The following is a 14,133-nucleotide window of genomic DNA, read 5'->3' on the forward strand; positions in this document are numbered from 1 at the left end:
CCGCTTTGAAAACAAAAAGGCCGCCTCGAAAGGCGGCCTTTTTCAGTTTCATATCTGTCGATCTTACTCGGCAGCACTGTTGGTCATGTCGACCAGCATCGCATTGGCTTCGGCAGAGCCGGAAGTCTTGCGGCGCTCGTCGATGATCAGCTCGTCGCGTGCAGTCGCAATGCGACGGATCTGGTTGGTCATGCCGCCAGTACCAGCCGGGATGAGACGGCCAACGATGACGTTTTCCTTGAGACCCTGCAGCGTGTCCATCTTGCCGGCAACCGCAGCTTCGGTAAGCACGCGGGTCGTTTCCTGGAACGACGCAGCCGAGATGAACGAAGGCGTCTGCAGCGAAGCCTTGGTGATACCGAGCAGGACAGGATTGCCGGAGCCCGGCTTCTTGCCTTCTTCGATAAGACGCTCGTTGATCTCTTCCAGCTCGATGCGGTCGACGTGGTCGCCCGGAATGTAGCCGGTATCGCCGGATTCCGTGATTTCCACCTTCTGCAGCATCTGACGGACAATCACTTCGATGTGCTTGTCGTTGATCAAAACGCCCTGCAAACGATAGACTTCCTGGATTTCGTTCACGAGGTACGAAGCCAGAGCTTCGACGCCCTTGATCGCCAGAATGTCATGCGGTGCCGGGTTACCGTCGAGGATGTACTCACCCTTTTCGATGACGTCACCGTCCTGAAGATGGAACGGCTTGCCCTTCGGAATGAGGTACTCGACCGGCTCGATCGTGTCGTCGTTCGGCTCGATGATGATGCGACGCTTGTTCTTGTAGTCGCGACCGAAACGAACGGTACCATCGATCTCGGCGATGACGGCATGATCCTTCGGACGACGTGCTTCGAACAGTTCGGCCACGCGCGGCAGACCACCGGTGATGTCCTTGGTCTTGGCGCTTTCCATCGGCAGACGGGCGATAACGTCACCAGCCTTAACATGCGCGCCCGGCTCGACCGAAAGGATCGATTCCACGGAGAGCATGAAGCGGGCATCGCCACCCTTCGACAGCTTCAGGATCTTGCCAGCCTTGTCCTTGATGACCATGGCAGGCTTGAGATCCGAACCGCGAGGGGTCGAACGCCAGTCGATAACGACGCGCTTGGTGATACCGGTCGACTCGTCAGCCGATTCCGAAACCGAGAGACCATCGACGAGATCTTCGAACTCAACGTAGCCTTCAACTTCGGTCATGATCGGACGGGTGTACGGATCCCACTCGGCAATACGCTGGCCGCGCTTGACCGCATCGCCCTCGTCCACGAACAGACGCGAACCGTAGGTCACGCGATGGACCGCACGTTCCTTGCCCGTAGCGTCGAGGATCAGGACAGCCATGTTACGGCCCATCACCACGAGGTTGCCATCGGAGTTGCGAACCACATTGCGGTTGCGCAGCTTGACGGTGCCTTCGTACGAAGCTTCGAGATACGAGCTGTCAACAACCTGTGCAGTACCGCCAAGGTGGAAGGTGCGCATGGTGAGCTGAGTGCCCGGCTCGCCGATCGACTGAGCAGCGATAACGCCGACAGCTTCGCCCTGGTTGACCGGGGTACCGCGTGCAAGGTCGCGACCATAGCACTTGGCGCAAACGCCGTTGCGGGTTTCGCAGGTCAGGGCCGAGCGGATGCGGATCGACTGGATAGCAGCCTTCTCGATGATCTCGACGTCCTTTTCCTCGATCATGCGGCCAGCCTCGACGATGACTTCGCCGGTGGTTGGGTGCAGGATCGGATCGAGAGCCGTACGGCCCAGAACGCGCTGGCCGATCGAAGCCACGATCTGGCCGGCGTCGACGATCGGCTGCATGGTGAGACCGATTTCGGCGCCGCAATCGACTTCCGAAATGATCGCATCCTGTGCAACGTCAACGAGACGACGGGTCAGGTAGCCCGAGTTAGCCGTCTTCAAGGCGGTGTCTGCCAGACCCTTACGGGCACCGTGGGTCGAGTTGAAGTACTCGTTAACGGTCAGGCCTTCCTTGAAGTTCGAGATGATCGGGGTTTCGATGATTTCACCCGACGGCTTGGCCATGAGGCCGCGCATGCCGCCAAGCTGACGCATCTGGTTGACCGAACCACGGGCACCCGAATGCGACATCATGTAGACCGAGTTCATCTGCTTCTGGCGACCGGTCACCGGATCGAATTCGACGGCCTTCAGGCGCGCCATCATCTCTTCGGTGATCTTGTCGGTAGCCTTGCCCCAGGCGTCGACGACCTTGTTGTACTTTTCGCCCTGAGTGATCAGGCCGTCATTGTACTGCTGTTCGTATTCGGTCGTAAGCGCTTCGGTGTCAGCAACGATCTTCGCCTTCGTGTCCGGAATGACCATGTCATCCTTGCCGAAGGAGATGCCTGCACGGCAGGCATGAGCGAAGCCGAGCTGCATGATGCGATCGCAGAAGATAACCGTCTCTTTCTGACCGCAATGGCGGTAGACGTGGTCGATCATCTTGGAGATGTTCTTCTTGGTCATCTCCTGATTGCAGATGTCGAACGGCACGTTGACGTTCTTCGGCAGCAGCTCACCGGTAATCATGCGGCCAGGCGTCGTGTCGTAGATTTTCGACACAGGCTTGCCTTCGGCATCGACCGTCTTGAAACGGCCCTTGATCTTGGTGTGCAGCGTGACGACCTTGTTTTCAAGCGCATGCTGCAGCTCGCCCATATCGGCGAACATCATGCCCTCGCCCGGCTCCTTGTCTGCCACGATGGACAGATAATAGAGGCCGAGAACCATGTCCTGCGAAGGAACGATGATCGGTGCGCCGTTGGCCGGGTGCAGGATATTGTTAGTCGACATCATCAGCACGCGTGCTTCAAGCTGGGCTTCAAGCGACAGCGGAACGTGAACAGCCATCTGGTCGCCGTCGAAGTCGGCGTTGAACGCCGTACAAACGAGCGGATGCAGCTGGATAGCCTTGCCTTCGATCAGGGTGGGTTCGAAGGCCTGAATGCCAAGACGGTGCAGCGTAGGCGCACGGTTCAGAAGAACCGGATGCTCACGGATCACTTCGTCAAGGATATCCCAGACTTCCGGACGCTCCTTTTCAACCAGCTTCTTCGCCTGCTTGACGGTCGAGGAATAACCCTTGGCGTCAAGGCGTGCGTAGATGAACGGCTTGAACAGTTCGAGCGCCATCTTCTTCGGCAGGCCGCACTGGTGCAGCTTGAGTTCCGGACCGGTCACGATGACCGAACGACCGGAATAGTCGACGCGCTTGCCGAGCAGGTTCTGACGGAAGCGGCCCTGCTTGCCCTTGAGCATATCGGACAGCGACTTCAGCGGACGCTTGTTGGCGCCGGTGATGACGCGGCCACGACGGCCGTTGTCGAACAGCGCGTCAACAGCTTCCTGCAGCATGCGCTTTTCGTTACGGATGATGATGCCAGGCGCGCGCAGTTCGATCAGGCGCTTCAGACGGTTGTTACGGTTGATGACGCGGCGATAGAGATCGTTCAGATCAGACGTCGCGAAACGACCGCCATCCAGCGGCACGAGCGGACGCAGATCCGGCGGAATGACCGGAACGATCTTCATGATCATCCATTCCGGGCGGTTTCCCGACTCCAGGAAGTTTTCGACGATCTTCAGACGCTTCATCAGCTTCTTCTGCTTCAGATCCGAGGTGGTCTCGGCCAGATCGACGCGCAGATCTGCGGCAATCTTTTCGAGTTCCATCGAAGCCAGAAGCTCGTAGATAGCTTCAGCACCAATGAGAGCCGTGAACTGATCTTCGCCGAACTCGTCGACGGCGATCATGTATTCCTCTTCCGAAAGAAGCTGATGCTCCTTCAGCGAGGTCAGGCCCGGTTCGGTAACAATGTAGTTCTCGAAGTACAGGACGCGCTCGATATCCTTGAGCGTCATGTCCAGCAGCGTGCCGATACGGCTCGGCAGCGACTTCAGAAACCAGATGTGGGCAACCGGGGCTGCGAGTTCGATGTGGCCCATGCGCTCGCGACGAACGCGCGAGAGCGTGACTTCCACGCCGCACTTTTCGCAGATGATGCCCTTGTACTTCATACGCTTGTACTTGCCGCACAAGCATTCATAGTCCTTGATCGGGCCAAAGATGCGCGCGCAGAAGAGACCATCGCGTTCAGGCTTGAACGTGCGGTAGTTGATCGTCTCCGGCTTCTTGATCTCGCCGTATGACCAGGACAGAATCTTCTCAGGGCTGGCAATCGAGATTCTGATGGAATCGAACGTCTGTGCCGGAGCCTGAGGATTGAAAAGATTCATGACCTCTTGGTTCATGCCGTTCTCCTTGAGGGCGATCCGTCGCCCTGTGTCGTCGATGACAAGCTGAAAATCCTTGCCATCCTGAAAAGAAATCGCGGTACTACGCAGTTATGAACTGGCTTGCCGTAGTTTCGTCTCCGGCGCAGGACCGTGTCCCGCATATTCTGGAAACGATTATACAGGCGCGCTGCGGCAATACCGTGGCGCGCCCTTGAGCTTTATTCCGCTGCGTCAGGCAGGGCCTGCTGCTGTTCGTCACGCGTATCGTCCAGCTCGACATTGAGGCCGAGCGAACGCATTTCCTTGACGAGAACGTTGAAGCTCTCCGGAATGCCTGCTTCGAACGTGTCGTCGCCGCGTACGATCGCTTCGTAGACCTTGGTACGGCCTGCAACGTCGTCCGACTTGACGGTAAGCATTTCCTGCAGCGTGTAAGCCGCACCGTATGCTTCCAGAGCCCAGACCTCCATTTCGCCGAAGCGCTGGCCACCGAACTGGGCCTTGCCGCCCAGAGGCTGCTGCGTAACGAGCGAGTAAGGTCCGATCGAACGAGCGTGGATCTTGTCGTCGACCAAGTGGTGGAGCTTCAACATATAGATGTAGCCCATGGTCACCTGACGATCGAACGGCTCACCCGTACGGCCATCGTAAAGCGTCGACTGACCAGACGTTGCAAGACCCGCATCCGTCAGCATCGCGTTGATGTCGGCTTCCACCGCACCGTCGAAGACCGGCGTTGCGATCGAAACGCCGCGCTTCACCTGGTTGGCCAGCATGAGGACGGAATCGTCGTCATAAGACCGGACCGGTTCGTTGCGGTCGTTGTCCGGATAGATGTGCTCCAGCGTTTCGCGCAGCGGCTCAATATTGGCCGTCTTGCGGTAAACGTCGATGAGCTCACCGATCTTCTTGCCCATGCCAGCGCATGCCCAGCCAAGGTGGGTTTCCAGAATCTGGCCCACATTCATACGGCTCGGAACGCCAAGCGGGTTCAACACGATGTCGGCATGCGTACCGTCTTCGAGGAACGGCATGTCCTCGACTGGCAGAATGCGGGAAACCACACCCTTGTTGCCGTGACGGCCAGCCATCTTGTCGCCTGGCTGGATCTTGCGCTTCACAGCGACAAAGACCTTGACCATCTTCATGACGCCTGGAGGCATCTCGTCGCCGCGCTGTACCTTTTCGACCTTGTCCATGAAGCGTGCTTCGAGCAGCTTCTTGGAGTCGTCGTACTGGCTGCGAAGCGCTTCGAGTTCGCCCTGGAGCTTCTCGTCGTCGACAGCGAACTGCCACCACTGCGACCGCGGATATTCGGTCATCAGCTCACGGGTGATCGTCGAGCCCTTCTTGAAGCCCTTCGGACCCGCTGCAGCAACCTTGCCATCGATCATGTCGGCAAGACGGCCATAGACGTTGCGATCCAGGATAGCCTGTTCGTCGTCACGGTCCTTGGCGAGACGCTCGATTTCCTCGCGCTCGATAGCCATGGCGCGTTCGTCCTTTTCAACGCCGTGGCGGTTGAAAACGCGAACTTCAACAATGGTACCGTAGGTTCCGGGCGGCATACGCATGGAAGTGTCACGGACGTCCGATGCCTTTTCACCGAAGATGGCGCGCAGAAGCTTTTCTTCCGGCGTCATCGGGCTTTCGCCCTTCGGCGTGATCTTGCCGACAAGAATGTCGCCAGGATGCACTTCAGCACCGATGTACACGATACCGGCTTCGTCGAGGTTCTTCAGCGCTTCTTCCGAAACGTTCGGAATGTCGCGGGTGATTTCCTCAGGTCCAAGCTTGGTATCGCGGGCAGCAACTTCGAATTCTTCGATGTGGATCGAAGTGAACACGTCGTCCGAAACGATCTTCTCGGAAAGAAGGATCGAATCTTCGTAGTTGTAACCGTTCCACGGCATGAACGCGACGAGCACGTTGCGGCCAAGAGCCAGATCGCCCAGATCCGTCGACGGACCGTCAGCGATGATGTCACCCTTCTGGATGGGATCGCCAACGCGCACAAGCGGACGCTGATTGATGCAGGTGTTCTGGTTCGAACGCTGGAACTTCATCAGGCGATAGATATCGACGCCCGACTTGGACGGATCGAGATCTTCGGTCGCACGGATAACGATACGCGTTGCGTCAACCTGATCGACCACACCGCCACGGCGCGCTGCAATAGCAGCACCGGAGTCACGTGCAACGACCGCTTCCATACCCGTACCGACGAACGGCGCTTCAGCGCGAACGAGCGGCACAGCCTGACGCTGCATGTTCGAGCCCATGAGAGCGCGGTTGGCGTCGTCGTTTTCCAGGAACGGGATGAGAGCCGCAGCAACCGAAACGAGCTGCTTCGGCGACACATCCATCAGATCCACGTTTTCACGCGGAGCCATCATCACTTCGCCTGCATGACGGCAGATGACGAATTCGTCAACGAAACCGCCCCGCTCGTCAAGCTCGACGTTAGCCTGCGCAACAGAGTGCTTGGCTTCTTCCATGGCCGACAGATAGACAACGTCGTTCGTTACCTTGCCGTCGATCACCTTACGATACGGGCTTTCGATGAAGCCGTACTTGTTGACGCGGGCAAAGGTTGCAAGCGAGTTGATCAGACCGATATTCGGGCCTTCCGGCGTTTCAATCGGGCAGATACGGCCATAGTGGGTCGGATGCACGTCGCGGACTTCGAAGCCAGCGCGCTCGCGGGTCAAACCGCCCGGTCCAAGAGCCGAGAGACGGCGCTTGTGGGTGATTTCCGAAAGCGGGTTGGTCTGATCCATGAACTGCGACAGCTGCGAGGAACCGAAGAACTCGCGCACGGCTGCAGCAGCCGGCTTCGCGTTGATCAGATCCTGCGGCATGACCGTGTCGATTTCGATCGAGGACATACGTTCCTTGATCGCACGCTCCATACGAAGCAGACCGACGCGATACTGATTTTCCATCAGTTCGCCGACCGAACGCACACGGCGGTTGCCGAGATTGTCGATGTCGTCGATTTCACCACGACCGTCGCGCAGTTCCACCAGCATCTTGACCACGGCCAGGATGTCTTCCTTGCGCAGAACGCGCACGGTGTCTTCCGCGTCGAGATCCAGACGCATGTTCATCTTGACGCGACCAACGGCCGAAAGGTCGTAGCGTTCAGCGTCGAAGAACAGCGAGTTGAACATCGCTTCGGCGGAATCCATCGTAGGCGGTTCGCCCGGACGCATGACGCGATAGATGTCGAACAGGGCTTCCTGACGGCTTTCATTCTTGTCGACAGCCAGCGTGTTACGGATGTAGCCGCCGATGTTGATATGATCGATGTCGAGGACGTTGATTTCCGTCTCGCCGGTGTCGATCAGGGTCTTGAGGACCTTCTCGTCGATTTCGTCACCGGCCTCGAGATAGATCTCGCCGGTTGCGTAATTGACGACATCTTCCGCAAGATACGAGCCGAACAGATCGTCTTCCGTCGCCTTGATGGCCTTGAGGCCCTTTTCAGCAAGCTGCTTGGCCGAACGGGCGGTCAGCTTCTTGCCGGCTTCAAGAACGACTTCGCCAGTGTCCGCATCAATGAGATCGGAGATGATCTTCATGCCCTTGAAGCGGTCAGCCGAATACGGAATGCGCCAGTTGTCGCCATCACGCGAATAGGTGACAGTCTTGTAGAACGTCGACAGAATTTCTTCGCCGTCCATCCCGAGCGCCATCAGCAGCGTCGTTGCCGGCAGCTTGCGGCGACGATCGATACGTGCGTAGACGATGTCCTTGGAATCGAATTCGATATCGAGCCAAGAACCGCGATAAGGGATGACGCGAGCTGCGAACAGGAGCTTGCCCGAGGAATGGGTCTTGCCCTTGTCGTGGTCGAAGAAGACGCCCGGCGAACGGTGCATCTGCGAAACGATTACGCGCTCGGTGCCGTTGACGATGAAGGTGCCGTTGTCGGTCATGAGCGGCATATCGCCCATGTAGACATCCTGTTCCTTGATGTCCTTGATCGACTTCGCGCCGGTATCTTCGTCAATATCGAACACGATAAGACGCAGCGTCACCTTGAGTGGCGCCGAATACGTCAGATCGCGCTGACGGCATTCGTCAACGTCGAATTTTGGTGCGTCGAATTCGTAGCGAACGAATTCGAGCATTGAAGCGCCGGAGAAATCCTGAATTGGGAAAACAGACTTGAAAACCGCCTGCAAACCCTCGTCAGAACGCCCACCGGATGGTTCTTCAACCATAAGGAACTGGTCGTAAGATGCCTTCTGAACCTCGATAAGGTTCGGCATCTCGGCGACCTCTGGGATCTTGCCGAAAAATTTGCGTACGCGCTTGCGACCATTGAATGAATGGGTCTGAGCCATCGTCGCTCCTCGTTCTATAGCCTTGCGGCTTGCTCACGCCTTGCGGCCTTTATCATGCGCCGCCCTTCGGCGGTCCTTCGAGCACATGGTCCTTCAGATCGGCCCCTTCAGATCGGATGGATCGAAAAGGATCATGTGCAAACTTTCCAGAGCTGCCTTCCGCATCGTTACCGACACGCGGCGCTCTTAACGGGCTAAAACCCGTTTCCTGAAAGCCGTTCCGGCACTCAGGAAAAGGGTTCCAGTTATCCGACCCACCAGGAAAGTCCGGCGGGAACTGGCGGATGGAAAACCATCCGCCAGAATAGTCCGAACTTACTTGAGTTCGACCTTGGCGCCAGCAGCTTCGAGCTGTGCCTTGATCTTCTCAGCTTCGTCCTTCGAAGCGGCTTCCTTGACAGCCTTAGGAGCGCCTTCGACGAGGTCCTTGGCTTCCTTGAGGCCGAGACCGGTGATTGCGCGCACTTCCTTGATCACGTTGATCTTGTTAGCGCCGCCGTCAACGAGAACGACGTCGAATTCGGTCTTTTCTTCAGCAGCAGCAGCAGGAGCAGCGCCACCGGCAGCAGCAACTGCAACAGGAGCAGCAGCCGAAACGCCCCACTTCTCTTCGAGAAGCTTCGAAAGCTCTGCAGCTTCGAGAACGGTCAGTGCCGACAGGTCGTCAACGATCTTTGCGAGATCAGCCATTTTGGTATTTCCTTAGTTTCAAGGTTTGAACAATTGACAGCGAAAAACGGCCTTACGCCGCCTCGTTCTTCCGGGCGTGCGCGCCAATAACGCGAGCGATCTGGCCCGCTGGTGCGCTGGTAAGTACTGCGAGACGCTGAGCCGGGGTCTGGATCATTCCAACCAGCTTTGCGCGCAGTTCGTCGAGCGATGGGAGCGAAGCAAGCGACTTGACGCCATCGGCGTTAAGCGTCGTTGCACCCATTGCACCACCGAGGATAACGAGCTTGTCGTTAGCCTTGGCGAATTCGACGGCTACTTTCGGAGCAGCAATCGGGTCGTTTGCGTAAGCAACAACCGTCTGACCTGTAAACAGATCAGAAATGCCTTCCGATTCCGTGCCCTGAAGAGCGATCTTGGCAAGGCGGTTTTTCGCGACTTTAACGGACCCACCTGCATCACGCATCTTGGAGCGAAGATCGCTCATCTGCGCAACGGTGAGACCGGTATAGTGGGCCACGACGACCGAACCGGACTCTTTAAAAGCGCCGTTCAGCCACGAGACAAATTCGCGTTTTTCCGCTCTATCCACTGTCTCTCTCCAGTAGGCAGGACCACATGGCCCTGCCGGGTTGCCTTTGCCGGACGAACTTCACAGTCAGCCCGACGTTCGAGGATCCTGTCCCCTTCAGCTATCCTGGAAGCCAGGCATCACTCAAAGGCAACTACGGTTCAAACCTTGCATGCGTTCACACGCGAAACAGGGTTATTCCACGTCTCATGCAGGCCATATGTTTAAGGATTATCACCCGAAGATGATGATCCGCCTGCAATCTCGGACAGGATAACCGGACTTTCGTCCGGCTATCCGGATCTTGCGATCCGGAATTCTTGCCATTCGCCCCGCATTGCAGGACCGGCTGGCAGCCACGCCTCCCCTCTCGGAAAGGCTTAGGCTCCGGCGAACCGGAGCCCTGAAAACTTAGGCGACGACCTTGACGGTTGCCGGATCGACCTTGACGCCAACGCCCATGGTCGAGGAAAGCGATACGCGCTTGACGTATTCACCCTTGGCAGCCGACGGCTTTGCCTTGATGACGGCGTCAGCGAAAGCTTTGATGTTTTCTTCGAGCTTGGCATTGTCGAAGGAAACCTTGCCGATACCGGCATGGATGATACCAGCCTTCTCGACGCGGAATTCGACTGCACCGCCCTTGGAAGCAGCAACAGCAGCTGCAACGTCGGTGGTGACGGTACCAACCTTCGGGTTCGGCATCATGCCACGCGGGCCGAGAACCTTACCGAGACGACCAACGAGCGGCATCATGTCCGGGGTTGCAATGCAGCGATCGAATTCGATCTTGCCGCCATTGACGATTTCGAACAGTTCTTCCGCACCGACGATGTCGGCGCCAGCCTTCTTGGCTTCTTCAGCCTTGTCGCCGCGAGCGAAAACAGCAACGCGAACCGTACGGCCCGTGCCGTTCGGCAGGTTGACAACGCCGCGAACCATCTGGTCAGCGTGGCGCGGATCAACGCCGAGATTCATCGCGATTTCGATGGTTTCATCGAACTTGGCGACAGCACGTTCCTTGACGAGGCCGATAGCAGCCGACAGATCGTACAGCTTGTTGCGATCGACGCCTTCACGGATCTTGTTAATGCGCTTGGAAATCTTCGCCATCGTCTCAGCCCACCACTTCCAGGCCCATCGAACGGGCAGAACCTTCGATCATGCGCATCGCTGCTTCAATATCAGCGGCGTTCAGATCCTTCATCTTCGCTTCAGCGATCGTGCGAACCTTGTCGCGGGAGATCGTGCCGGCGCTCGCCTTACCCGGAGTCTTCGAACCGGACTTGAGGTTAGCAGCCTTCTTGAGGAAGTAGGTTACCGGAGGCGTCTTCATCACAAAAGTGAAAGACTTGTCCTGGTAATAGGTGATCACGACTGGAATCGGCGAACCCTTTTCCATTTCCTGCGAGGCAGCGTTGAACGCCTTGCAGAATTCCATGATGTTGATGCCGCGCTGACCCAGGGCCGGACCGATCGGGGGCGACGGATTGGCCGCACCTGCCGCTACCTGGAGCTTAAGCTGGCCTGCAATTTTCTTAGCCATTGCTTTCTGCCTTTATAACTTGCCGGATAATCCGGCTTTCTCGATTAATGCCGGATAATCCGGCTCTCGACTGACGCCAGTTCGACTGGCGGGCAGCTCGGTGGTTCGGAGATCGACGACCGGCTAAGCCGCCTTCCCTTCCACCATTTCATCCCGTCCGAAGTTCGGTCGGGATGAATGCCCTTGCGGGCAAAACGATCAGAGCTTGTCGACCTGACCGTATTCCAGATCCACAGGCGTTGCGCGCCCGAAGATGGAAACCTCAACCTTGAGACGCGCGCGCTCTTCATCGACTTCCTGAACGATACCGTTGAACGAAGCGAACGGACCATCGGAAACGCGAACGTTTTCGCCAATCTCGAAGGATACCGAAGTCTTTGGACGTTCGACACCGTCCTGAACCTGGTTCAGAATCTGGTCGACTTCCTTCTGGGAAACCGGAACAGGCTTGGAATCGCCAAGGAAACCAGTGACTTTCGGGGTATTCTTGATAAGCGAGAAGACGGCATCCGTGAGGGTTGCACGAACCAGCACGTAACCTGGGAAGAACTTGCGCTCTGCGTCAACCTTGCGGCCGCGGCGCACTTCAACGATCTTCTCGGTCGGCACAACAATCTGCTCGATCAGCTCGGACAGACCCTTCTGCTTCGCCTTGGCTTCAATATCCTCGGCGACCTTCTTTTCGAAATTGGAATAGGCGTGAACGATGTACCAGCGCGCCGTCATCTAAAAACTCCCCAATCCTAACTTATCGACCAAGGCCGAGAATAAATTCTACGCCATAGGCCATAAGCTGGTCGGCAAGAAAAAAGAACACGGCAGCCAGAAACGCCATGATCACCACCATAATGGTGGAGATGACCGTTTCACGCCGTGTAGGCCAGGTTACCTTCGCCGTTTCGGCGCGGACCTGCTGAAAAAAGGTGATCGGATTCGTCTTGGATGCCATCTGCCGCTCTGTCATTGATCCGGCGCTACCCTCAACCCCCGCCCCGTCGAAACGAATCAGAAGCCTGAAGTCACGCGTATACGGCACGCAAAGCTGAAAATTCAGCCCCACGCGCCGCGTGTCTGTTGACGCTACATAGAATCGATTCCCGGAAAAAACAAGCCCAAAGGTTAAAAGAATACCATACAGGCTTATCGGAAATCCGATCCTTGCGAATATCACTCGGCGCACCATCCAATCGTGCGGCGGCGATCCTCCCCTGCCCGGCCAACAAATCCTGCAGGGAATTATCATTTTCAACGGCGTCGCCCTGCCGAAGCCTGCGCCACCACTGAAAAGGTAAGGCGGCATAGATTGCCGCCTAACATACAATATAGAAAACGGGCGCCCATAGTCAAGCCATGAGCACCCGTTATGAAATGGCAGGGGCAGCAGGGTTCGAACCCGCGACCTACGGTTTTGGAGACCGTCGCTCTACCAACTGAGCTATACCCCTATGCGGCATTGCAATGCCTGATCGGCAGAATGCCAGACTGGCGGCGTAACCGCCAGTCAAATTGATTACTCGATGATCGAGGAGACGATGCCTGCACCGACGGTGCGGCCGCCTTCACGGATAGCGAAGCGGAGCTTCTCTTCCATTGCGATCGGCACGATCAGGGTGACGTCCATAGCGACGTTGTCGCCAGGCATAACCATTTCCGTGCCTTCCGGCAGCGTGACAACACCGGTCACGTCCGTCGTGCGGAAGTAGAACTGCGGACGGTAGTTCGTGAAGAACGGCGTATGACGGCCACCTTCGTCCTTGGTCAGAATATAGGCTTCTGCCTTGAACTTGGTGTGCGGCTTCACAGAACCCGGCTTGCAGAGAACCTGGCCGCGTTCAACGTCTTCACGGCCAACGCCGCGGATCAGAGCGCCGATGTTGTCGCCAGCCTGGCCCTGGTCGAGCAGCTTGCGGAACATTTCAACGCCGGTAACCGTCGTCTTCGTCGTTGCCTTGATGCCAACGATTTCAACTTCTTCACCAACCTTGACGATACCGCGCTCAACGCGACCCGTCACAACCGTACCACGGCCCGAGATCGAGAAAACGTCTTCGATCGGCATCAGGAACGGCTGGTCGATCGGACGTTCCGGGGTCGGAATGTAGTCGTCAACAGCGGCCATCAGCGAACGAACGGCGTCTTCGCCCAGTTCCTTCGAAGAATCTTCCAGAGCAGCAAGAGCCGAGCCCTTGATGATCGGAACTTCATCGCCCGGGAAGTCGTACTTCGACAGAAGTTCGCGAACTTCCAGTTCAACCAGTTCGAGCAGTTCTGCATCGTCAACCTGGTCGCACTTGTTCAGGAATACGACGATTGCCGGAACGCCAACCTGACGAGCGAGCAGGATGTGCTCACGGGTCTGCGGCATCGGGCCGTCAGCAGCCGAAACAACCAGGATCGCGCCGTCCATCTGCGCAGCACCGGTGATCATGTTCTTCACATAGTCAGCGTGACCTGGGCAGTCGACGTGTGCATAGTGACGGTTCGGCGTTTCATACTCGACGTGTGCCGTCGAGATCGTGATGCCGCGGGCGCGCTCTTCAGGAGCGGCGTCGATCTGGTCATACGCCTTGAACTCGCCGAAAAACTTCGTGATTGCTGCCGTCAGCGACGTCTTGCCATGGTCAACGTGACCAATCGTGCCGATGTTAACGTGGGGCTTCGTACGTTCAAACTTACTCTTTGCCATCGCCGTTGTTCTCTTTGTTCTAGAACCGCTCAAGCGCCAGCACAAAAGCCTTTTGGCT

9 protein-coding genes and 1 tRNA gene are annotated in these 14,133 nt (G+C 57.2%); all 10 read right to left on the reverse strand.

Annotation, left to right across the window (positions count from 1 at the left end):
- Positions 1 to 63: 63 nt before the first annotated feature.
- Positions 64 to 4,266, reverse strand: coding sequence for a DNA-directed RNA polymerase subunit beta' (gene rpoC, locus F9K94_RS03550; RefSeq protein ID WP_061346153.1), 4,203 nt, complete (start codon positions 4,264 to 4,266; stop codon positions 64 to 66).
- A gap of 203 nt (positions 4,267 to 4,469) precedes the next feature.
- Entirely contained in the window at positions 4,470 to 8,603 is a 4,134-nt protein-coding gene (rpoB, locus tag F9K94_RS03555) for a DNA-directed RNA polymerase subunit beta (RefSeq protein ID WP_061346152.1), read from the reverse strand.
- A gap of 315 nt (positions 8,604 to 8,918) precedes the next feature.
- Positions 8,919 to 9,293: a 50S ribosomal protein L7/L12 gene (gene rplL, locus F9K94_RS03565; protein WP_061346151.1), complete on the reverse strand. Its 375-nt coding sequence runs from the start codon at positions 9,291 to 9,293 to the stop codon at positions 8,919 to 8,921.
- 52 nt (positions 9,294 to 9,345) lie between these two features.
- Positions 9,346 to 9,864, reverse strand: coding sequence for a 50S ribosomal protein L10 (rplJ, locus tag F9K94_RS03570; RefSeq protein WP_010659905.1), 519 nt, complete (start codon positions 9,862 to 9,864; stop codon positions 9,346 to 9,348).
- Positions 9,865 to 10,254: 390 nt separating this feature from the next.
- The gene (rplA, locus tag F9K94_RS03575; RefSeq protein WP_061346150.1) at positions 10,255 to 10,956 is read right to left on the reverse strand and encodes a 50S ribosomal protein L1; all 702 of its coding nucleotides are present in this window, start codon (positions 10,954 to 10,956) and stop codon (positions 10,255 to 10,257) included.
- Between the two features lie 4 nt (positions 10,957 to 10,960).
- Entirely contained in the window at positions 10,961 to 11,389 is a 429-nt protein-coding gene (rplK, locus tag F9K94_RS03580) for a 50S ribosomal protein L11 (protein ID WP_010659903.1), read from the reverse strand.
- A 198-nt stretch (positions 11,390 to 11,587) separates the two neighbouring features.
- A complete protein-coding gene (nusG, locus tag F9K94_RS03585; RefSeq protein ID WP_006467043.1) occupies positions 11,588 to 12,115 on the reverse strand; it encodes a transcription termination/antitermination protein NusG in 528 nt (175 codons plus the stop codon).
- A gap of 22 nt (positions 12,116 to 12,137) precedes the next feature.
- On the reverse strand, positions 12,138 to 12,338 hold the full coding sequence (gene secE / locus F9K94_RS03590) for a preprotein translocase subunit SecE (protein ID WP_061346481.1): 201 nt from the start codon (positions 12,336 to 12,338) through the stop codon (positions 12,138 to 12,140).
- Positions 12,339 to 12,758: 420 nt separating this feature from the next.
- Positions 12,759 to 12,834: transfer RNA gene (locus F9K94_RS03595), tRNA-Trp, on the reverse strand.
- A 65-nt stretch (positions 12,835 to 12,899) separates the two neighbouring features.
- Positions 12,900 to 14,075, reverse strand: coding sequence for an elongation factor Tu (gene tuf / locus F9K94_RS03600; RefSeq protein WP_061346149.1), 1,176 nt, complete (start codon positions 14,073 to 14,075; stop codon positions 12,900 to 12,902).
- Between the last annotated feature and the right edge of the window lie 58 nt (positions 14,076 to 14,133).

This window comes from Brucella tritici, from assembly GCF_008932285.1.
GTDB lineage: Bacteria > Pseudomonadota > Alphaproteobacteria > Rhizobiales > Rhizobiaceae > Brucella > Brucella tritici.